Origin of the sequence: Thiocystis violacea (genome assembly GCF_016583575.1) — a bacterium.
GTDB lineage: Bacteria > Pseudomonadota > Gammaproteobacteria > Chromatiales > Chromatiaceae > Thiocystis > Thiocystis violacea.
Genome location: NZ_NRRG01000014.1, coordinates 1 through 19,320 on the forward strand (window position 1 = coordinate 1; position 19,320 = coordinate 19,320).

General features: G+C 66.0%; 15 protein-coding genes and 1 pseudogene. 3 read left to right on the forward strand and 13 right to left on the reverse strand.

Annotated elements, in window-relative coordinates:
• Window positions 1–108 (forward strand): annotated as a pseudogene (locus CKO27_RS09070) (IS110 family transposase); the annotation flags it as partial.
• 64 nt (window positions 109–172) lie between these two features.
• On the opposite strand, the gene CKO27_RS09075 reads toward CKO27_RS09070, so the two are convergent.
• Both CKO27_RS09075 and CKO27_RS09080 read right to left on the reverse strand, forming a co-directional pair.
• Window positions 173–1,624, reverse strand: coding sequence for a TRAP transporter large permease (locus CKO27_RS09075; RefSeq protein ID WP_200374565.1), 1,452 nt, complete (start codon window positions 1,622–1,624; stop codon window positions 173–175).
• Between the two features lies 1 nt (window position 1,625).
• Window positions 1,626–2,159, reverse strand: a complete 534-nt coding sequence (locus tag CKO27_RS09080; protein ID WP_200374566.1) for a TRAP transporter small permease subunit — start codon at window positions 2,157–2,159, stop codon at window positions 1,626–1,628.
• Window positions 2,160–2,554: 395 nt separating this feature from the next.
• On the opposite strand from CKO27_RS09080, the gene CKO27_RS09085 reads away from it, so the two are divergent.
• Both CKO27_RS09085 and CKO27_RS09090 read left to right on the forward strand, forming a co-directional pair.
• Window positions 2,555–2,824, forward strand: a complete 270-nt coding sequence (locus tag CKO27_RS09085) for a FitA-like ribbon-helix-helix domain-containing protein (protein ID WP_200374567.1) — start codon at window positions 2,555–2,557, stop codon at window positions 2,822–2,824.
• Window positions 2,825–2,840: 16 nt separating this feature from the next.
• A complete protein-coding gene (locus tag CKO27_RS09090) occupies window positions 2,841–3,230 on the forward strand; it encodes a type II toxin-antitoxin system VapC family toxin (RefSeq protein WP_200374568.1) in 390 nt (129 codons plus the stop codon).
• A gap of 118 nt (window positions 3,231–3,348) precedes the next feature.
• Here CKO27_RS09090 and CKO27_RS09095 read toward each other — a convergent pair whose 3' ends face one another.
• From CKO27_RS09095 to tagH, 11 genes are all read right to left on the reverse strand, one after another.
• On the reverse strand, window positions 3,349–4,443 hold the full coding sequence (locus CKO27_RS09095; protein WP_200374569.1) for a GNAT family N-acetyltransferase: 1,095 nt from the start codon (window positions 4,441–4,443) through the stop codon (window positions 3,349–3,351).
• A gap of 122 nt (window positions 4,444–4,565) precedes the next feature.
• Entirely contained in the window at window positions 4,566–5,705 is a 1,140-nt protein-coding gene (locus tag CKO27_RS09100; RefSeq protein WP_200374570.1) for a GNAT family N-acetyltransferase, read from the reverse strand.
• Window positions 5,702–7,420, reverse strand: a complete 1,719-nt coding sequence (locus CKO27_RS25165; protein ID WP_200374571.1) for an ATP-binding cassette domain-containing protein — start codon at window positions 7,418–7,420, stop codon at window positions 5,702–5,704. The genes CKO27_RS09100 and CKO27_RS25165 overlap by 4 nt, the downstream gene beginning before the upstream one ends.
• A 116-nt stretch (window positions 7,421–7,536) precedes the next feature.
• Window positions 7,537–8,277: a PP2C family protein-serine/threonine phosphatase gene (locus CKO27_RS09110; RefSeq protein WP_242470821.1), complete on the reverse strand. Its 741-nt coding sequence runs from the start codon at window positions 8,275–8,277 to the stop codon at window positions 7,537–7,539.
• A gap of 220 nt (window positions 8,278–8,497) precedes the next feature.
• A complete protein-coding gene (tagF, locus tag CKO27_RS09115) occupies window positions 8,498–9,223 on the reverse strand; it encodes a type VI secretion system-associated protein TagF (RefSeq protein ID WP_200374572.1) in 726 nt (241 codons plus the stop codon).
• Window positions 9,223–12,774 carry a type VI secretion system membrane subunit TssM gene (gene tssM / locus CKO27_RS09120; RefSeq protein ID WP_200374573.1) on the reverse strand — a complete coding sequence of 1,184 codons (3,552 nt, stop codon included), beginning with the start codon at window positions 12,772–12,774 and terminating at the stop codon, window positions 9,223–9,225. The genes tagF and tssM overlap by 1 nt, the downstream gene beginning before the upstream one ends.
• On the reverse strand, window positions 12,771–14,153 hold the full coding sequence (icmH, locus tag CKO27_RS09125; RefSeq protein ID WP_200374574.1) for a type IVB secretion system protein IcmH/DotU: 1,383 nt from the start codon (window positions 14,151–14,153) through the stop codon (window positions 12,771–12,773). The genes tssM and icmH overlap by 4 nt, the downstream gene beginning before the upstream one ends.
• A gap of 3 nt (window positions 14,154–14,156) precedes the next feature.
• On the reverse strand, window positions 14,157–15,491 hold the full coding sequence (tssK, locus tag CKO27_RS09130; RefSeq protein ID WP_200374575.1) for a type VI secretion system baseplate subunit TssK: 1,335 nt from the start codon (window positions 15,489–15,491) through the stop codon (window positions 14,157–14,159).
• 9 nt (window positions 15,492–15,500) lie between these two features.
• Complete coding sequence (gene tssJ / locus CKO27_RS09135; protein WP_200374576.1) at window positions 15,501–16,025, reverse strand: type VI secretion system lipoprotein TssJ; 525 nt, start codon at window positions 16,023–16,025, stop codon at window positions 15,501–15,503.
• Window positions 16,026–16,592: 567 nt separating this feature from the next.
• On the reverse strand, window positions 16,593–17,069 hold the full coding sequence (locus CKO27_RS09140; protein WP_200374577.1) for an Hsp20 family protein: 477 nt from the start codon (window positions 17,067–17,069) through the stop codon (window positions 16,593–16,595).
• A 291-nt stretch (window positions 17,070–17,360) separates the two neighbouring features.
• On the reverse strand, window positions 17,361–18,866 hold the full coding sequence (gene tagH, locus CKO27_RS09145; protein ID WP_200374578.1) for a type VI secretion system-associated FHA domain protein TagH: 1,506 nt from the start codon (window positions 18,864–18,866) through the stop codon (window positions 17,361–17,363).
• Window positions 18,867–19,320 lie beyond the last annotated feature (454 nt).

Here is a 19,320-nt window from a genome sequence, read left to right on the forward strand (position 1 = left end):
GCCAAAATGGCGGCTCTCGGCGCGGCCATGCGCAAACTCGTCCATCTTTGCTTTGGCGTCTTCAAAACCCGTCTCCCCTACCAAGCTGACTATGCCCCCGCGACTTGACAGGAAAGACGGTATCTACGAAATGAGCGGGTGGATTAGGGGTATAAGGTTTCCTGGAAATCATCTAGGGGTTGGTGTCCGCTGGCGGCGGCAGGAAGAGTCCATCGAAATCCTGGCTGTCCAGCAGGCTGGAGCCGCCGGTTTCGGGGACGCTGATCTCGGTCGGGGCGGGCATGGTCGAGGGTCCGTCCAGGCCCCAACTCACGAGTTGGGGGAAGGCGATGATGAGAAACACCATCGCGAGCTGGATGAAAAGAAAGGGTACGGCGCCCCAGTAGATGTCCGCCGTTCGGACCTTCGGCGGGGCGACCGAGCGCAGATAGAAGAGCGCGAAGCCAAAGGGCGGATGCATGAAGCTGGTCTGCATGTTGACGCCGATCAGCACCCCGAACCAGACCAGATCGATGCCGAGCGTCTGCGCCACGGGCGCGAGCAGGGGCAGGATGATGAAGGCGATCTCGAAGAAGTCCAGAAAGAAGGCGAGAAAGAAAATCAGCAGGTTCACGAAGATCAGGAAGCCGATCACCCCGCCGGGCAGCGAGGTGAGCAGATGCTCCACCCAGAGATCCCCATTGACGGCTCGAAAGATAAGGCTGAAGACGCTCGAACCGATCAGGATGAAGATCACGAAGCTGGTGATGCGGGCGGTGGAGCCCATGGACTCCTTGAGCATGCCGAGCTTGAGCCGGCCCTTGGCGATGGCCAGCAGCATGGCGCCGACCGCGCCCATGGCGCCGCCCTCGGTGGGCGTGGCCCAGCCGATGAAGATGGTTCCCAAGACCAGGAAGATGAGCGCCAGCGGCGGGATCAGGGTCAGGATCACCCGCGCCGCCAGGGCGCGACCATGCAGTGTGCGGGCCTCCGGCGGCAGGGCCGGCGCCATCTCGGGCCGCAGGATGGTGGTGCCCAGCACGTAGAGGACATAGAACCCGGTCAGCAGCAGACCGGGGAGCAAGGCCCCCTTGTACATATCCCCCACGGAGCGGCCGAGCACGTCGGCCATGACGATCAGCACCAGCGAGGGTGGGATGATCTGAGCCAGGGTGCCGCTCGCGGCGATGACGCCGGTCGCCAGTCTCGGGTGATAGCCATAGCGCAGCATGATGGGCAGTGAAATCAGCCCCATGGCGATGACCGACGCGGCGACGACGCCCGTGGTCGCGGCCAGCAGGGCACCGACGAAGATGACCGCGTAGGCGAGTCCGCCACGGATGCCGCCAAAGAGCTGGCCGACGGTGTCCAGCAGTTCCTCGGCCATGCCGCTGCGTTCCAGGATCAGCCCCATGAAGGTGAAGAAGGGCACCGCGAGCAGGATCTCGTTGCGCATGATGCCGAACACGCGATCCGGCAAGGCTTGCAGGAGCGCGGGGGTGAGCATCCCCAGTTCGATCCCGATCCAGCCGAAGAGCATGCCGACGGCGGCCAGCGAGAAGGCCACCGGGTAGCCGATCAGCAGGAACAGCACCAGCGCCGTGAACATCACCGGCGCCATGTTCGCCGCGAGCCAGACACTCATCTCAGTGTCCTCCCGCGACGTCGGACAGTGGCCGATGGCCGGTCAGGACGGCCAGCCCCTTGATGACCTCGGAGATCCCCTGCGCTGCCAGAAGCCCGAAGCCGACCGGGATGGCCAGTTTCATCGGCCACCAGATCAATCCACCGGGGTTCATGGAGCCCTCGTTCTGATGGAAGGAGATGAGGAAATAGCCCCAGGAGTCGATCAGGATCAGCAGACAGACAGGCAGCAGGAACAGCAGACCACCCAGGATATCGACCATCGCCCGTCCGCGCGGAGACAACAGGTTATAGAGGATATCTACCCGGACATGCCCGCGCTCCTGAAGGGTCAGGGGCGCGCAGAGCAGAAAAATCAGTCCGAACATGAACCACTGCCCCTCGATCATGGCGTTGGAGCCCCAATCGATGGTGTAGCGCAGGGTCGCGGTCAAGGCGCTGAGCAGCACGCTGAGCAGGACCAGCCAGAAGGCCATCCGCCCGATGCGTTGGTTGAGGCGATCGATGATCGCCGAGAGACCTAACAGTGCGTCCATCCTCGGTCGGCTCCGGGCTCGTGAATGACCGTGAACGCCGCGCCACGGGGAATCGATGCGCCCCGCTCCGCCCTCGATCAGGCGGGGCCGTGGGCCTGGCGATCAGCGAGCCGGAGCTTGCATCGAAGCGGCGCGACCGCCCGTCGGCGGATCAGCGCGCAACACTACCAGAGGCGGGAAGGGGAACCAAGGGTTGGGGGCCGGATCCGGGGGCGACCATAACGGATGCTTGGCCGGGAAACCCCGGCAACGGCGTCCACCAATCGTTGGGGTTCGCTCTCGCTCACCCCAACGAGCTAACCCGGACTTGTTGGATTGCGAATGTGCAAGAATGTGCCATGGGAGACCTACCCGAATCCCGAATCTTTCATCGCCAACGCTTGAGGCCAACAGCCATGCCCACGATCACCCTGCGCGATGTCCCGGAACCCCTGCATCAGCGCTTGCAGCAGCAGGCGAGGCAGCACCACCGCTCCATTGACCGCGAGGTGATGGTGTTGTTGGAAACCCTGCTTGATGGCCCCGTGACGCCGGCCACGCCCACCCGTGAGGAACGGCTCGCGGCGATGCTGCGCATTAGCCGCCGGTGCGCGGCGTCGCCGGAACGCGATCCGCGTAGCATGGATGAGATCATCGGCTATGACGCCAACGGTTGGCCCGCGTGAACCCGCGGTAACGCGCATGGTGATCGATACCTCGTCATTGATCTGCATCCTGCTGAACGAACCCGAGGCCGAACAGCACGCCCGGCGTTTGGTCGAAGCGGAGGCCAGTGTCATGTCGGCGGTGACCTGGCTCGAAACCCTGCTCGTCATCACCGCGCGGCGCGGCGACGTGGGCCGCAAGAGTCTGGCCGAACTGCTCGACCTTGCCGGTGTCACCATTCTGCCAGTGGACGCCGACTTAGCGCACATCGCCTATCGCGCCTGGCTGGAGTATGGCAAGGGGCGGCACCCTGCCGGGCTGAACTTCGGCGACTGCTTTTCCTATGCCCTGGCCAAGCACCGACATGAACCGCTGCTGTTCAAAGGCAACGACTTTTCCCAAACCGACCTCCTGACGGCGATCTAAACGGCGTGGCTTGAGTCTCGGAGCGTACAGGATGGGCATCGCGGCGCTCTGCCCATCCACGAATGATGGCCGGTACGCCTCACTTTTGGTCGCACCCGCCGGATCCCGAGCCCTGGACTCAACGCCGGCCGGACGGCGGCGCGGCGCGGGTCGATCGGTGACAGACGAAGGCGCCGGGATCGTGCCTCGTGACGAACCGCTTGAATGATCCATAAACCAGCCTGGCCAGCGCGCCGAGCAACGAACCCTTGAACACGACCGTGCGGTACATCGTGATGGTGTCCGGCCAGACGCGCTCCACGACCCGGTTCTTCTCGGAGCAGGAATCCACCAGCGCATAGCCGCCGTTGAGTGCGTCCCCGACATTCAGCAGTTCCAGAGCGACGCCTGGATACAGATGTCTGTACTTCTCGTTGTATGTGGTCTTGATTTCATAGGCGTTGTTTCGGGTTCTGAAACGGAAGGAGATCGCCAACGCCTCATCGCCCTTGAGGAGCGCCTGGAACTCCACCTTCCCCTCCAGTTCACCCTGCGTCATCGCCTCTTGGAAATAACGCATTCTGGCGTCGTCTCCGGAGATCACACGACCCTCCCGCGCCTTCCAGCCCTGCCGCTCCAGGTCGCTATAGAGCGGCAACCAGTGCCTGACCAGTTCACGGCTGGAGGTGACGTACTCCACGCCTTCCCTGTCGAGCAAACGCCTGAGCACGCGCGCGTTTTCCAGTCGATCCCTTCTGGGAAGCCGTTGCCGGTAGTCGTCCCAGCCCACGAACCGCGTGACCGCCCTCCTGGTTAGCCTTAACCGACAGTAACTGGACGCCATACCCAAGCCGAGGCCCGCGCTCGCATGGGCTGGCAAGAGCATGATCGGAGCCCGAAAACGATCCATGAGATCCTGAAACACCGACCCAAGCTCCACGCCAGGTTCGCGGAGCACATCGCAGATCCGGCAGTCGCGGAACTCCCAGAGCGTCAGATAACGCAGCATCCCCGCCTTTTTTCTCAAGCAGAAAGGAAAGAGCCCCACCAGTCGCCCGGCCTCGGAAAGGACCACGACGAACACGGGGTCGCGCCGGTCCAGATGTCCGAGCGCGGGCAATAGATGCCAGCGCTCATAGAATGGATTCGGCGTGCCCGAGGTCCGGGCCAGACGATCCCAGGCCACCGGATCGATGGTCGCGGCCTCTTCTCGATCAAGAATGCGTATATCCATCCGATGGCCGCGCGCCTGCATCAGTCGTGTTTGATGAAAACCAGGGTTAGAGGTATTCGGGGCTCAAGGACCGTGCGTCCATCGGGAAACCCCAAGGCTTCGGCGGCGGATGAGCCTCGTCTTCACCGAGGCTGTCGCCATGAGCTGGGCATCCAGCCGTCCGCCACCTGACCACCCTTCTCGCGCCGTTTCAAAAGCCGATGGAACGCCTTGAGCACGAACACATAGAGCACGGGCGCGCAAAGCCGCACGACCGTCAAATGATGGCTGGGCAGAACGCGGTCCGCCCAGGGCAAGAGATAGCCGGTGAAGCCGGCCAGATAGTCACCCTCCAGACAATCGCTCTCGTGGAAATGACGCAGAAAGAGCGAGGTACTGACCATGCCAGGCGAGTATTTCGCGTAACCTTCATCATAGGTTCCGTGAGCGAAGTAGACCGTGCGACCCTCGACATAGGCGATCTCGGCCGCGACCAGCGCCTCGTCGACGAACAGGAGCCCAAACCGCAGCCCGTCGCGAACCGCCAGGCGCGAAAACAGATCGCGATAGAACGACAGGGTGGGCTCGTCCCGGCCAATGCCGACGCTACCCGCCTTCCAGCCCTTGGCTTCGAGCACCCGGTAGGCGGTCAGACAGGCTTCCCAGTCATCCGGCCCCGCGCGGACCTCGAAGCGCAGACGATCGCCGAAGGCGTTTTCCATCCTCGCGACCTTCTTGCGCATCTTGGGATGCGCCCGCCAGCGCGCCTCCCAGGATCCATCGAGCGCGACCAGGGGCGTGCTGAAGTCGTCCCGCACCCGGACCCAATAGCGGGGCAGCCGAAACAGACGCGGCAGCTCCGACAACCCCGTCAATCCCTCTCGCATCTCCACGAGATCGAATAGATGCCAGTGCTTTCGGTTGGCCGCGAGAAAGCGGGCGAGCTCGCGCCAGGCATGTGGCTCATAGCCGCGCCGAATCAGCGGATAGGGCTTGTCGGTCTCCCATTGAGCGGCGTATTCGAGCAGGCGCAAACGCAGGCCGCCACGACGCATGCCGGCGGACTGGAAGGGAAAGATGGCGACCAGGTTCTCCCGATCCCGCGCCACCAGCACGTAGGGAGCGCTGTCCGGCGCCGGAAAGGCGAGGGTCGAGGCCATGAAGAAATCGAAGCCGTTGAAGACGGACGGGTAGGTGCAGTCCGCGTGCAGTTGGCGCCAGACCGGCTCCAGTGCCGCGACCGCCTCGGGCGACTCGTAAGCCTCGAAGGTCAAGGAGGTCATGCGAATCGCCCCGCCAATTCGATGAGAACATCGGCCCGCTCGCGAATCGTCGTCTTGTGGCTGGCGAAGACGATGGTCAGGCCCGGCCGTCCCAGAAGATGGGAGAGCACCGCCTCCTCGGTCGCGGCGTCGAGCTCATTGGTCGCCTCGTCCAGGATGAGGATATGCGGATCGCGATAGAGGGCGCGGGCAATCCCCACGCGCTGACGCTCGCCGCTGCTCAGGTTGTGGCCACCGTCGCCCACGGGCGTCTCGTAGCCCAGCGCCAGTTGCTCGGTGGCGAGCCGATGGATCCCGGCCGCCCGCGCGGCGGCCTCGACGCGCGCCGGATCGACCGACCTCTCGCCCAGGGCGATATTGCGGGCGAGCGAGTCGGAGATGAGTTGCACCTGCTGCGGGACATAACCGACGCCGTTCTGCCAGGCCCCCCGGTTCGCGGGACAGAGGGGCTTCCCGTCAATCAGACAGCGTCCCGAGGTCGGCTCGATCAGACCCAGCAGGATATCGAGCAGGGTCGATTTGCCGGCACCGGACGGACCCAGGATAGCGGTCAGCCGACCGGCCGGAATCCAGGCGTCGAGACCGCCGAAGACATCCCCAGGCGCGTCCGGGTAACGAAAGGCGAGCCCTTCGAGCCGGATCCCCTCGACCAGCGGCAAGCGGACATCCGAGACCTCGCCGCGCCGGCTTCCATGGGACTCCTCGGCCAGTTCGGCCAGAAGCGTTGGCACCATGCCGCTGCCGTATTGGATCTCCTCGAAGCCGTCCAGGATCGATTTGAGCACCGGGACCAGCCGATAGGCGGCGAAGGCATAGAAGGCGATCAGGGCCATGGCGTTGAAATCCGTCTGTCCCTGTCCGCTCGCGAAATAGAGCGCCACCATCAGGATCATGGCGAAGGCCAACACCTCGATGATCTGTGCCGGAACGAATTTCAGGATCTCGTAGCGGTTGGAGATCCGCGTTACCCGCCGGGCCGGCCGCGCGAAGCCATCCACGAAATAGCCCCCGGTGCCGGCGATCCGGATCTCCTTGAACAGCGCCAGCGCCTGGGAGAGTCCGGAGAACATGCCCGCCTCGGCCTCGGCATGCGCCTGTCCGAGCCGCTCCACCTCGCGCCCGATGAGCCGGTAGACCAGGAGATAGCCGGATCCCAGCACCAGCGCGACGCCGACCGTGGCCCAGGGATTGACGAACAGCAGCAAACCGATGATGGCGATCACGACGATGAAATCGGCGACCAGACCCACCCCCGCCATCAGGGTGTTGATCACGACCCGCTCCACCTCCGAGAGGATGCTGGTCGACATCTCGGCGACCTTGTGACGGTTGAAGTCGAGCAGTTCCCGATCCAGATAGATCGAGAGCAGACGGGTCGACAGCCGATAGCCGTGCTCGTTGAACAGACGCAGCGAGAGCCAGTAGTTGAGCACGCTCAGGGCGTTGCTCGCGATCAGGATGACCAGCGCCAAGGCCCCCATGACCCAGGCCAGATGCTCGCGCAGGCCCAGCGGCAACCAGCCCTTGAGCATCAGGAAGAAGGGGCTGGTATCGGCCAGGGACGGATCGGCGAGAATCGCGATGAAGGGCATGATCGAGGCGATGCCCAGCGCCTGAGTGAAGCCATCCCCCGCCGCCACGGCCAGCAGGAGCGCGATCCGGCGCAATTCCGAGGCGCCGAACAGGGCCAGCAGTTTGAACGCGGTTTCTCGCACTGAACCACTCCGATACGCGGTTGCTACCAAAAGTGATGCTACCGGCCATCTACGCCGAACCACTCCGATACGCCGATGGTCGGACGAATCCCGCCCCGATAGGGTCGGACTCCGACTCAAGCCCGGCGGAAATCCACCACCAGAACGGTGACATTGTCCCGTCCGCCGGCCTCCAGGGCGGCCTGGACCAGCGCTCGGGCGACCTCCGCCGGCGGTCGCGGCTCGGCCAGGATGGCGGCCAGACGCTCCGCCGACAGTTCCTTGTCCAGCCCATCGCTACAGAGCAGATAGCGGTCGCCGTCGGCCAGGGCCTCGACCCGGCGATCCACCTCCAGATCGATATCACCGCCGACGGCGCGTACCAGGACGTTGGACAGAGGGTGTCCGTCGGCCAGCTCGGGGCTCAGGACGCCCTGTTCGACCAGCTCGCGGACCTGGGTGTGATCGAGCGTGAGCTGGACCAGCTCGCCGTGTCGCCGCCGATAGGCGCGGCTGTCGCCGGCCCAGAGGATGGCGCCGTGATCGCCGACGGCCAGGAGCGCGACCACGGTGCTGCCGATGATGTCGCCCTGTATCAGGGCCGCCTCCTCGACCAGACGATGGTTGACGTCCGCGAGGATCTCGCTCGCCTGCTCGACCGCGAGGCCCAGCAGACGCGGATGCCCCATCAGGCCGAGCCGCTCGACGATCAGACGGCTCGCCAGCCCGCCCGAGCTGTGCCCGCCCATGCCATCGGCGACGACCCAGAGCCCCAGGTCTGGGCGATCAAGAAAGGCGTCCTGGTTGACCTGACGGACCCGACCCTGGTCGGTCAGACCGCCCGAGTCCCAGCGGAATGGTGCCATATCGCTCGTCATCCGGATTTCTCCACTCGCCGCTTCTTAAGGTGATTTCCGGGAAACCCTGTACCCGCGATCCACCCCGTCATAGACAGGATTAACAGGATTTCGCAGGATTGACAGGATTTATAACGCTCTGTTTTTAATCCTGTAAATCTTGAAGAATCCTGTAAATCCTGTCCATTTCCGGAGCTTGAGGTTGGGTATGGACTTTCCCGGAAATCGCCTAAGGCTCCCGCTAGTCCTGGAGTTCCCACCAGCCGCCGCGGGTCCAGTCACCATCGAGCAGGGCGCTGAAGCCGTCCGCCGGGGGAAGCCCCTGGCAGGTCAGCAAGGATGGCGCTACCCGCTCCGAACCGCTCGACCACCAGAAACTATAGGCGCAATACATCTGCTCCAGCGCCCGCGCGAGCAGGAGCTGGCTGGCGCGCTGGAGTCCGGCGAGCGACTGGACCTCCAGACGCCAGGCGTTGGAGCGCGCCGTCACGCCCGCGGCCACCGGCGACGCGGTCTCGCGGGCGGCGCCGGGCGGCGCGCCCAGATCGATCACCCGAGCGTCGAAGGTCTCGACCGTGCAGCTATCCTCCAGCCCGGACAGGGCCAGAACCTCGGCGCGCTCGAACCAGTCCGGATCGCTCATGAGCGCGATCAGATCGGTGCCGGGGGGCAGGGGCGCGGCCAGGGTGAGCGGGTAATAGCGCCCGACCCGGTCGACGCTCGGCATCAGCACCCCAGCCCAGGCGCCCTGCCCGGCCAGGCCGGGGGCGAGCGCGAAGCGCCACAGCGGGCTGGTGAGATAGATGTCGAGCCAGCCGTCGCCGAGCCGCGCCTGACTGGCGGCCAATGATTCGCGCAGCCAGAGATCCCAGGGCTGGATAAACTCGCCCGGCAGGCGCCGGGTGACGAAATCCCCGAGCGCCGGCAGCTTGCCGTGGAAACCGGGCGACATCCGTGACCGGCCCATCAGAGCCGCCCCGGACAGGCGAAGGCGCGCAGCGCCTCCAGCTCGAAGGGATTGCGCACGCTGATCGCGCGCAGCTCGAAGCGTGCTGACAATCCGCCCAGCGAAAAGGTCAGCAGATACTTCTCCTGTTGGTTGGTCGAGCGCATGGAGGAGCGGTCGAGTACCCGGAACCAGGCCCAGGGGCCTTCCTCCGTCGTGCTCGGACCCGTTCCGGTCTGGTCGACGAAGACCAGCCGCACCCGCTCCAGGTTGTCCGGCGAGGGCCACTTGAGCCGCTGCGAACGCGGCGGACCATGACGGTAATCGACGATCTGGCCGCCCAGGTCCAGGAGAAACTGGGTCACACGGGCATCCATGCTCAGCGGCTTGATCTCGAACTCGACGTCCGGGGTCTTGCCGCCGCTCATGAAGAAGGCCTCGCGGATGATGGCCGCGCGCTGGAACTGGGCCAGCGCCGCGTCGGGGATGCCGATGTTGTCGTCGAGCCAGCGCCAGGTCGGGCGGGCGGTGTCCACGATCGGCGCCAGGTTCTGCTTGAAGAAGCTGTCGATCAGACCGCCCGGACCGAACAGACGCCCGAAGTCGAACAGGGTGGTCTCGCGCGCGCTGCCCCGGGCGAAGGGATAGCGGTCGTGGATCGCCTCCCGGCAGAAGGTCAGCACCTCGGCGGTCCAGATGTTGTTGAGCTGGGCGCGCACGCCGCCGGCGGACAGGTTGGCGCTGTCCTGGGCCAGGGTGCCGACCCAGCCGCCCAGGGGCGCGGGAAGCTGACGGGCGAGCGTCTTGGCCTCCTGGATCTCGGCGGTCTCGCCGGCGACCAGCACGCCCCGCCCCGAGGTGACGGCGGCGACGACGGACGCCAGATGGAGCTGGAGCTTGCCGAGATTGGTGAGGACTCCATCGATCGGCGCTTGCCCCTGCTCGTTGGCGCGCGTCAGCGCATGCAGCCAGGCGAAGCGGCGAGTGACATAGCTCTCGGGGGCCTCGGTCGCTGTGGCGGCCGGAGTTTCCGAGCCGAAATAGCGCTCGACACGCTCGCGAAAGCCGTCCGAACCGGCGCCTTCCCGAGCGGTATCCGCCGGGGTCGTGTCCGGCCGACGATCCAGCTCGGTCTGGCGCGCGGCGGCGATCAGCAGTCGGCGCAGCGGCGACTCCGCCGGATCGGCGAGCAGACGCGCCACCTCGGAGGCGTGCGAGAGGTCGCGCACGGCGACCAGCTCGATGTCCTCCAGCAGCTCGTTCCAGACCGTCACATAGTCACGCAGATAGCGCTCACGAACCTCCACGAGCAGGCGTGTCGCCTCCTCCGAGCCCGCCTTCAAACGGGCTCCCGGCCCCAACACCCAGCTCTCCTCAGCGCTCGCCGTGATCAGCCGGTCGAGCGCGTCGGCGAAGCCGCGATGGTAACCGTCATAGGTATAGAGCGCGGGGACACCCTGGTTGAGCGGACGACCGCTGCGCCGAACGAAGACCAGTTTGGCGACGTCGCCACCGGCCTCGCTGATGGTGAACTCGGGGATCCCCTCGTCCACCCCGTCACGCCGGAGCCGCTCGTAGACGCGCTCCGACAGGGGCACGCGGGTGAGGCTGCTCCGCGCCTGGTCGATCAGGGCGCCATCGAGCGCGATCGGCAGCGGCGTGGGACGGCGATCGAGCAGGGCCGCGAGGTGATCGCGCAGCGACTCCTGCTGCTCGCTCGTCGTCTCGCGCGGCAGGCTGCGTTGCCAGTCGCGTCCGACCCAGAGTCGCACCGCCTCGGCGTCGTAATGCTCGTCGCTGTCGAGCATCAGATAGACGCGCAGGGCGTCGTAGAGATAGTCCGGCTCGCCGCCGGACTGGCGGATCTGCTCCTCCAGACGCAGGATGACACGCGGCAACAGGGCCTTGTTCAGGATCCGCCGATAGGCGCGCTCGGCCTGCGAGCCCAGCTTCTCGCCCTGATAGAGCCCGAGCCCCAGGGTCAGCGGCACCGGATCCTCGCGCTGCGCGTAACCGCGCGGAATCTCGCGCGCGGCGTCCAGCAGGGGCAGCACACCGAGCGGATTACGCTCCTCGGGCGCGAGCGCGTCGATCCGCGCCTCGATCTCGACGACCCGCTGCTCGACCTCATCGATGAACAGATGGTTGCGCGAATAGCTGGTCGCCCAGGCCGCCGCCGCGATCAGGAAGAGACCAGCCACGCCCGCGTAGGCCCCGCGGCGGCGCCACAGCCGGCGACGCTCCAGACGCGGATTGAGACCGGCGATTCCGGCCTCGTGGAAGACGACATCGCGCAGCAGACGGGTGAGGAAAAAGCTCTTGCCGGTCCCCCGGAAGGGCATCGGCCCCTGTCGACCCAGGCCGAAGTTGGCGGCGTAGGCGCTCAGGACACGATCGATCGGGGTGCCGGTCTGGGTGCCGCTGGTGAAATAAACCCCGCGCACCAGCGGACGGATCTCGAAACGCGAGGGGGCCAGGGCCTCATTGAGGAAGCGACCGAGCGTCTCGGCGAGCGTGGCGAACTGGCGCGGAAAGCTGAACAGCAAGGCCCGCTTGCCTGGCTCGCGCTCCTGCTCCATGCGGGCGAGCTGACGCTGGTCGAGCCGCTCGGCGAGCGCCGCCAGTTCCCCCGGCAAGGTCGTCAGCGGCGAGGGCGCGCCCTCGCTCTGATCAAGCGGAAAGGTCACGCCCCAGACCTGCTCGCGCCCCTCCTTGCCGAGATCCGCGAAGAACTCGTTGAAACCGGCCACCAGGTCGGACTTCATGAAGAGCACATAGACGGGCACGGCGATGCCGAACGCCTGGCACAGCTCCTGGACCCGCGCCCGGATCGCCTTGGCGTGCGCGGCGCGCTCCACCTGGGTGAGCTGCATGAGGTCGGACAGACTGACGGCGATCAGCACCCCATTGATCGGGCGGCGCGGACGGTGTTTCTTGAGCAGATCCAGGAAATTGCGCCAGGCGGCCTTGTCGACCTGCTCGTAGCTGTCCTGAGTCGTATAGCGCCCGGCGGTGTCGATCAGCACCGCCTCGTCGGTGAACCACCAGTCGCAGTGGCGGGTGCCGCCGATGCCGTGGATGGCGTCCTGTCCCAACTGGTCGGCGAGCGGGAAACGCAGACCCGAGTTGACCAGCGCCGTCGTCTTACCGCAGCCCGGCGGACCGATGATGAGATACCAGGGCAGTTGGTAGACCCAGCGCCCGCCTAGCTTATGTTTGCCCTCGGACTGCTTGAGGGTGGCCAGGGCCGCGTCGAAGCGCTCGCGCAGCACCGCCAGTTCCTCCTCGGAGGCCTGGTGGGCGGGATCCCGGTCCGCCTCGGGACCGGCGGCGAGTTGCTCCATCAGCTTGCGGTTGCGGATGCGCGAGCGCACCGCCGAACCGATCTGGGACAGCCCGTAGACCCCGATCAGCGCACCGATCAGCATCCAGCGGTGCGTGCTCGAAACCAGCGGCTCGAAGCCGCCGACACGGATCAGCGGCCCCAGATACCAGATCAGCACCGCCAGGGCGACCAGCCCGATCAGGGCCAGGAAGCGGACGGAGACGAAAAACTTGAGAAAGGACTTCATCGCCCGCCCTCCGCGATCGACGAGGCCGCGCCACCCGGAGGTGACGCGGGCGTCATCAGCATGACCTCGACACGCCGGTTACGGGCATCCCTTGGGTTCTCGGGAACCCGCAACTCGGTATCCGCGCGTCCCTCGGCCGTGAAGCGCGAGGGCGTCCCGGCGACCTGGATCAGCAGGTCGCGCACTTGCGTCGCCCGCGCCTGCGAGAGATGCCAGTTGGAGGGGAAGCGCAGGGTCTTGATCGGGGCGCTGTCGGTATGACCCGTCACCAGCACCGCGCCAGGCAACTGCGCCAGGGACTCGGCGATGCGCTTGAGCAAGGGCAGATAGAGTGGCCGGACCGAGCCGCTGCCCGAGGCAAAGAGATCATCGCCCCGGATGATGACCACCTGACCCTGGGGCCGATCGACGACCTCGAGCTGTCCGGCCGCGATCTCCCTGGCGAGCAGGAGGCGCAGCGTCAGCGCCGGGGTCGCGCTCGGGCTGTCCGGCGCGTCCGGGAGGCGCGCCTGGGGCCGATCAGCAAGCGTCGGCAGACCCTTGTCGAGTCCGCCGAGCGCCAGATAGACCGGATCGGAGGCGCGATTGAGCGAAAAGGTGAAATAGGCGAAGAGCGCGAGCAGAAGCGCGGCGGCGATGGAGCCGAAGACCCAGAGCGGCATCTGGTGGATCAGCGGATCACGCCGCTGGCTGATGCCCCGCCAGCGCGGCGACAGCTCGGAATCGGGCTCGCCGCGCTGGGCGCGGATGGTCTGAAAAAGCTGCTCGCGCACACGATCGAGCTGCGTCCGTCCGCCCTCGCGCGCCCGGTAACGGCCCTCGAAACCGAGCGCCAGACAGAGATACATGAGTTCCAGCAGATGCAGATTGCCGGCCGGATAGGCCATGAGACGATCGAGCGCGGAGAAGAATTTCTCACCGCCCCAGGCTTCGTTGTGGAAGCCAATGAGCAAGCCCCGGTTGGCCCAGACACTCTGACTTCCCCAGGGGGTATCCAGCACGGACTCGTCGACCAGCGAACAGAGGACATAGCGAGCCGGCAGGACAACGGGATCCGGCAGGCCCTTGGCCCGTGCTCGGGTCTCGAACTCGCGCATCTGACGGGTCAGCCCCTCGCGCAACCCCTCCGGGTCCGGATGCGAGGGGGTGCCGCGCAATTGCGCCGCGATGGTGAGCAGCCCGGTCGCGCAGGACACCAGCGGATTGTCCGAGCGGGCGGGCAGGTCGCCGACCTGGAAGCTGGGCGGCAGGCCCGCGTCGGCGGGTAGCGCTCCCGCGGGCGGCGGCGCCGTTCCAGGGACCCGCCGACCGCCGGGAATGGGACGGATCACGGTCGGACCGGCATCGCCGGGCGTCAAGAAGGGGTCGTCATCGGTCACGGATTACTCCCGAATGGCCCAAAGCTCCAGCTTGAGGTCGGGGAATTCCCCGCCGATGTGCATCCCGAAGCCGCCGCCGCCCGCCAGTTGCGACCAGTAGTCGCTCTTGCGATCCAGCTCGAAGTAGTCGAAGCCGGCATGGTAGGGGATCTCCAGTGGCGCGGTCGGCATGGGCCGCAGAGCGATGCCCGGCAGCGCCAGCTTGACCAGTTCCTGGATCTTCTCGACCGGACCGATCTTCACCTGCGTGGGGAAACGATTGCGCAAGGTCTGGGAGTCCAGATTCGCCTGGGCCGACAGCACGAAACGCGAACCCGCGAGCAGTGACCGATCGTCCACCAGGGCGATGCGGAAGCCGAACTGGCGCTCCTTGATCGGGATGGCGATGGCGCGCTCGACGTACTCGCGGCTCAGATAGTCGCGCAAGCGCTCGATCAGTGGCGAGAAACTGGCGTCGAGATCCTCGTGCCGGTAGGTCGGGAAATCGGGCGGACGCTTGGTCTCGCTGGCGAAGGTCGCCAACTCACCGGCCAGCCCGAGGAAAAACCGGTAGAGAACCTCCGGATGCAGTCCGCGCACCTGTACGAGGTGCTGGGCCACCGGCTCCGCGCGGTTCAGGAGTTGGAGCAACAGGAAATCCGCCCAGTCCGCCACGCCGCCGCGACCCACGCCGCGCACCCGGCCGGCCCGCGACTCGGCCTGGCGATGGATGAGACCGGTCAGCTCCTCGATGAAGTCGCCGAGCCGCCGCGACACATGGAAATCGACCGAGGGCGGGATGAAGGCGGCATCGAGCTGAACCTGACGATCCGCGCGACATTCGAGCACCCGGGCGATCCCGCAACAGGCGTAGCCGTCGCGTGCCTCGCTCCCCAGCATCAGGCGCAGTTGCAGCCGTCCGACCTCCAGCAGCGCCTCGGTCTCCGAGCCAAGGCTGTTGTCGCGCACCCGCAGTTCGTTCGCGCGATAGCGCAGACTGCTCTCGCGCTCATCCGGACCGCCGCTCTCGGGCGCGCCCGGCTGGCGCAGGGGCAAGGCGAGATAGAGCGTCTGGGCCGTCAGGTTCTCGTCCAGTTCCAGCGGCGTGGGCAATGGATCGCTCGCCGGCGCGTCGAAGGGGGTGCCGTCCGGCAGCACGCCGGCGACCTCGGTCAGCGCGACCTTGCCGAAGGCGAGCAGTTCCTCGTCGATCCGCAGCCGACGCAGCCCCCAGGGATGCGGCACGCCGAGTCCGGACTTGCCGGCGACCAGTCGCTCCAGGTAGCGATCATGCTGCTGGAAGTGATGGGGCTGGAGAAACAGCCCCTCCGACCAGAGCACCTTGTTGTCCAGCGACACGGCGCGCTCCTACTGGTGGCGGATCGAAACGGCCTTGGCGCCGATCTCGATCAGGATCTTGTTGTCGACGTCCGGCTTGAGCCGCAGCGACTCGCGCCACTGGCTCTGGTCGATGTCGCGGAAGGCGGCGACGACACCGACATAGGCGGCGTCGGTGTCCAGCAGGCGTTCCAGCGGCAGGAACTGGCCCGGTGCCAGGGTCACCTCGTCACGCGCGAGCAAGTCGCCGCCCAGCACCTCGGTCTCATGATCGTAGAGGCTGAAGAAATCGGCGCTCGCGAAGACACCCAGGCTCTTGAGTTCATAGACCCGCGCCACCACCGGCAGCCCCCGGCCACCCGGTCCCAGATTGGCGTCGTTCGCGGCCCTGATTTCGATACTCAGCCTTGGCGGCGGCTTCTTCTCCTCCGCCTTGAGCTCCCTGACCTCCTTTACCTCCTTCACCTCCGGCTTCTTGGCGCAGCCCCCGGCGAATGGGATCGCCGTGGCGAGGAGGGCCACCAGAAAAACTCGGCGTCGCTGGCTCGTGGTCATGATCAAGACGGTGTCCTCCCCTGTTTGAACAGGTCTCTGATTATGGCTCAAAACCGCCGACCGGCCCTAAGGACGCTCGGCGGCATTTGGCGCGGCCCACTGGTTCGAGCCCCTCTGGCACGCCCTGTCCGATGTCCAAGCTTGCCTCAATCGCATTGAAACAGCCATACACGCCAACATCCAGGAAACCGGCAGGCTCCACATGGGGACGGATCTTCCCCAAATGCAAAAGGCCGGGTTCGCACCCGGCCTTTCTTCATTCATTCACTCAAATGCCAAGCCTCGAAACCGAGGCCCCAGCGCTTGTGAAAAACCCCTCGTAGGATGGGCAGAGCGCAGCGATGCCCATCCCGTACGCTCCGAGGCTCAAGATAGAAGGATATGGGCCGAACGCCGCGAGGCCCATCGAACCCGCTGATGCCATCCGGCCCGATCCTGAATTCGCCGTGGCTTGAACGATGGGCATCGCTCTCGCTCTGCCCATCCTACGGATCTTCCCCAAATGCAAAAGGCCGGGTTTTCACCCGGCCTTCATTCACTCAAACGCCAAGCCTCGATGCCGAGGCATCAGGCGGCCTTGGCTGGCTCCAGCGGAACCGCGTCGTGCTCGATCGCCGGGCTGGTGGCACCGCCATGGATCTCGATCCGACGCGGCTTCATCGCCTCGGGCACCTCGCGCACCAGATCGACGTGCAGCAGGCCGTTCTCCAGCTTGGCCTCGACCACCTTCACGTAGTCGGCGAGCTGGAACTTGCGCTCGAAGCTCCGGTTGGCGATGCCGCGATAGAGGAAATTCCCCTCCGCTTCCATCGCCCGACGCTGGCCAGTGACGGTCAGCAGATTCTCCTTGGCCTCGATGTCGAGTTCGCCCTCGGTGAAGCCCGCCACGGCAAGGGTGATGCGGTAGCGGTTTTCATCCTGAACCTCGACGTTGTAGGGCGGATAGCCGCCCGGTTCGGTCCGGTAGGCCGTCTCCAGGGAACTCGCCAGCCGGTCGAAACCGATCATGGAGCGGAACAACGGTGAGAAGTCGAGAGTGGTCATGACATATCCTCCACATGAGCAATATGAATCAAGCGATGGCGTTCGTTCGAACCGCCGGTTTCCACGGTCCCCGAATGGGCGACCGCTTGCATTATGTAAATTAGTAGCCGATTGGCACTCTGTCAAGAGGAGTGCCAATTTTCTCCGAGAAGAATCCGAAAGAGTAGAAATACATATTTAATACATAGACTTACAGGAAAAAACGCCGGATGTGACGGGCGTGGCGACGGCCAGGAACCTGGCCGCCCTCCTTCTCGGGTGAGGCGAAGACTTCTCGACGACGCTCGCCGATCAGCCGCGAGGCCTTGGCGCTCCCCGCGCCGCGCGCAGACGCTCGATCTGCTCCTGGTAGGCGGACGCGAAGGCGTCGTCGAAGAGCTGCATGAAATCCTCGGCGGCGTCGGCGGCCACCTGCTCGTAGGCTTCGGTGAAGAGATCCCAGTATTTGGCCTTGCGCGCCATCGGCAGGACCTGGTCGAGTCCGGATCTGCCGGCGAGACGGCGCTCCAGCGCACCGGGTTCGAAGCGGGCGACGAGCGCGCGCAGGGCGGCCTGGAGCCCGGCCGTCATCGCCATTTCATGCGCCTGGATGTCCTCGAAGGCTTCGCGCGCCGCCGCGACCGGGGGGATGAAGCCAGGCGTCGGCCGAAACAGGAGGCGATCGAGGATGTCGTCCGCGCCGACCGAGAACTTGAAGGGATTGTTCTCGGCGGCGCGGATGGTGGTCACGCCCAGGCGCAACTCGCTCTTGAACCGGGCGCGCACCATCATGGTCTGGACCAGTCCGTTCGCCAGCGCGCGCAGCAGCTCGCCGGAATCGCGCAGAAACGCCTCGGGATCCTCGGGAACGGGCGCCCGCGCGCAGCCCAGCCCGTCGAGGAACGCCCGCAACTCGCCACCGGCCGGCGCGCCGACCGCGAAGGGCTTGGGACGTGGCGGCTCGGGGCGCCTCGGCGGCGCGACGGGCTCGGGCTCTCCGAGCACCGGCATGGGGTCGGTGCGATCCGACGCCCAGGGCGGCGGGGTTTCCGGCGGCGGTGTTGGTTCAAGCTCCAGTTCGGGCTCCGGCTCGCCAGGCGCGGGCTCGAACGCCATCGCGACTGGCTCGGGATCCGGCTCCCGCCAGACGTCGTTCAGAAGGTCATAGTCTTCCGGAACCCCTTGCCGATCGGCGGGACGGTAGAAAACGTGCTCGACCGGGGTGTGGTGATGCGGCGCCCCGCGCGGCGGCGCCTCGGGGGCGGGTCCGGCGAGATGCTCGTCGAGCGCGGAGGCGTCGGCGAAGGGGTCGTCGAGCCGGTTCGATGACTGGCCCGTATCGGGCGGCAAGTCCGGGAGCAGGTCGGCATGACCGCTGCCTGGATCCAGCAGATCCAGGATATCGGTCGCCGCGCCGACGGGGGCCAGCCCCGCGCGGTCAGCGTCCAGCGCGTCGGACTGGAGTTCGAATTCAGGGTGTCGGGCGGGCACGGTCTCGACGCCAAAGGAGACGAGTACGTCATAGGGGCCGATACCGAGCCGGTCGCCGGCATAGAGCGCGACCGCCTGATGCGCCGGGATGGGATCCTCGGCATCGTTCAGATAGGTGCCGTTGCGGCTGGTATCCGTCACCCAGACACCGCCGTCGCGCGGGTCGATCCGCGCATGCTGTCCCGAGACGACCCGTTCGGGATCCTCCAGACAGAGATCATTACCAAGGCCACGCCCGATGGTGATGCCCCGCTCGGTCAGCGTCAGCTCGACCTGGCGCTCCTGGCGCTGGTCCTGGCGGCTCATGACGCGAAGTGTCAGCTCCATTCGTTGGCGTCCCAATGTTTCGGCCACGTCCGATCGTGAACCGCGCCGCTGGCGCGGCTCGGATGATTATGTGCTTGATCGTCGAATCCGCGACCCCGGTCGCCGCGAGCGGTGACGAGGTCTGGCCCGCCCAAGGCGAGATCCGACGCTCCGGATAAGGTTCGAGCCCATTGCAGCGCATTCGGGCGGATTAGACAAGCAACCAGCCGGGGATCGGAGGGCCGAGGCCAGACGGGGCCATGGGGCGACGCGGCGCCAGGATAGAGACCGGGCACACCCCGGAGGAGCGGCGGCGATCCGTGATGGTTACAACAGATCGAGCGCCCACCGTTGCGTTAAACTCCACGCGCGTTTAACGCTAACGGTATTCCGGAATCGTGGATCCTCCAGGGGCCATGGAGCAGATCGCGAGGATCGACGGCAACCATCCACAACAACCACAACAACCCTTCGC

What these genes read in the sequence shown, in the direction of transcription:
- CKO27_RS09075 (WP_200374565.1), bottom strand. Translation starts at nt 1,624, where the DNA reads ATGAGTGTCTGGCTCGCGGCGAACATGGCGCCGGTGATGTTCACGGCG.
- CKO27_RS09080 (WP_200374566.1), bottom strand. Translation starts at nt 2,159, where the DNA reads ATGGACGCACTGTTAGGTCTCTCGGCGATCATCGATCGCCTCAACCAA.
- CKO27_RS09085 (WP_200374567.1), top strand. Translation starts at nt 2,555, where the DNA reads ATGCCCACGATCACCCTGCGCGATGTCCCGGAACCCCTGCATCAGCGC.
- CKO27_RS09090 (WP_200374568.1), top strand. Translation starts at nt 2,841, where the DNA reads ATGGTGATCGATACCTCGTCATTGATCTGCATCCTGCTGAACGAACCC.
- CKO27_RS09095 (WP_200374569.1), bottom strand. Translation starts at nt 4,443, where the DNA reads ATGGATATACGCATTCTTGATCGAGAAGAGGCCGCGACCATCGATCCG.
- CKO27_RS09100 (WP_200374570.1), bottom strand. Translation starts at nt 5,705, where the DNA reads ATGACCTCCTTGACCTTCGAGGCTTACGAGTCGCCCGAGGCGGTCGCG.
- CKO27_RS09110 (WP_242470821.1), bottom strand. Translation starts at nt 8,277, where the DNA reads ATGACGAGCGATATGGCACCATTCCGCTGGGACTCGGGCGGTCTGACC.
- tagF (WP_200374572.1), bottom strand. Translation starts at nt 9,223, where the DNA reads ATGGGCCGGTCACGGATGTCGCCCGGTTTCCACGGCAAGCTGCCGGCG.
- tssM (WP_200374573.1), bottom strand. Translation starts at nt 12,774, where the DNA reads ATGAAGTCCTTTCTCAAGTTTTTCGTCTCCGTCCGCTTCCTGGCCCTG.
- tssJ (WP_200374576.1), bottom strand. Translation starts at nt 16,025, where the DNA reads ATGACCACGAGCCAGCGACGCCGAGTTTTTCTGGTGGCCCTCCTCGCC.
- CKO27_RS09140 (WP_200374577.1), bottom strand. Translation starts at nt 17,069, where the DNA reads ATGACCACTCTCGACTTCTCACCGTTGTTCCGCTCCATGATCGGTTTC.
- tagH (WP_200374578.1), bottom strand. Translation starts at nt 18,866, where the DNA reads ATGGAGCTGACACTTCGCGTCATGAGCCGCCAGGACCAGCGCCAGGAG.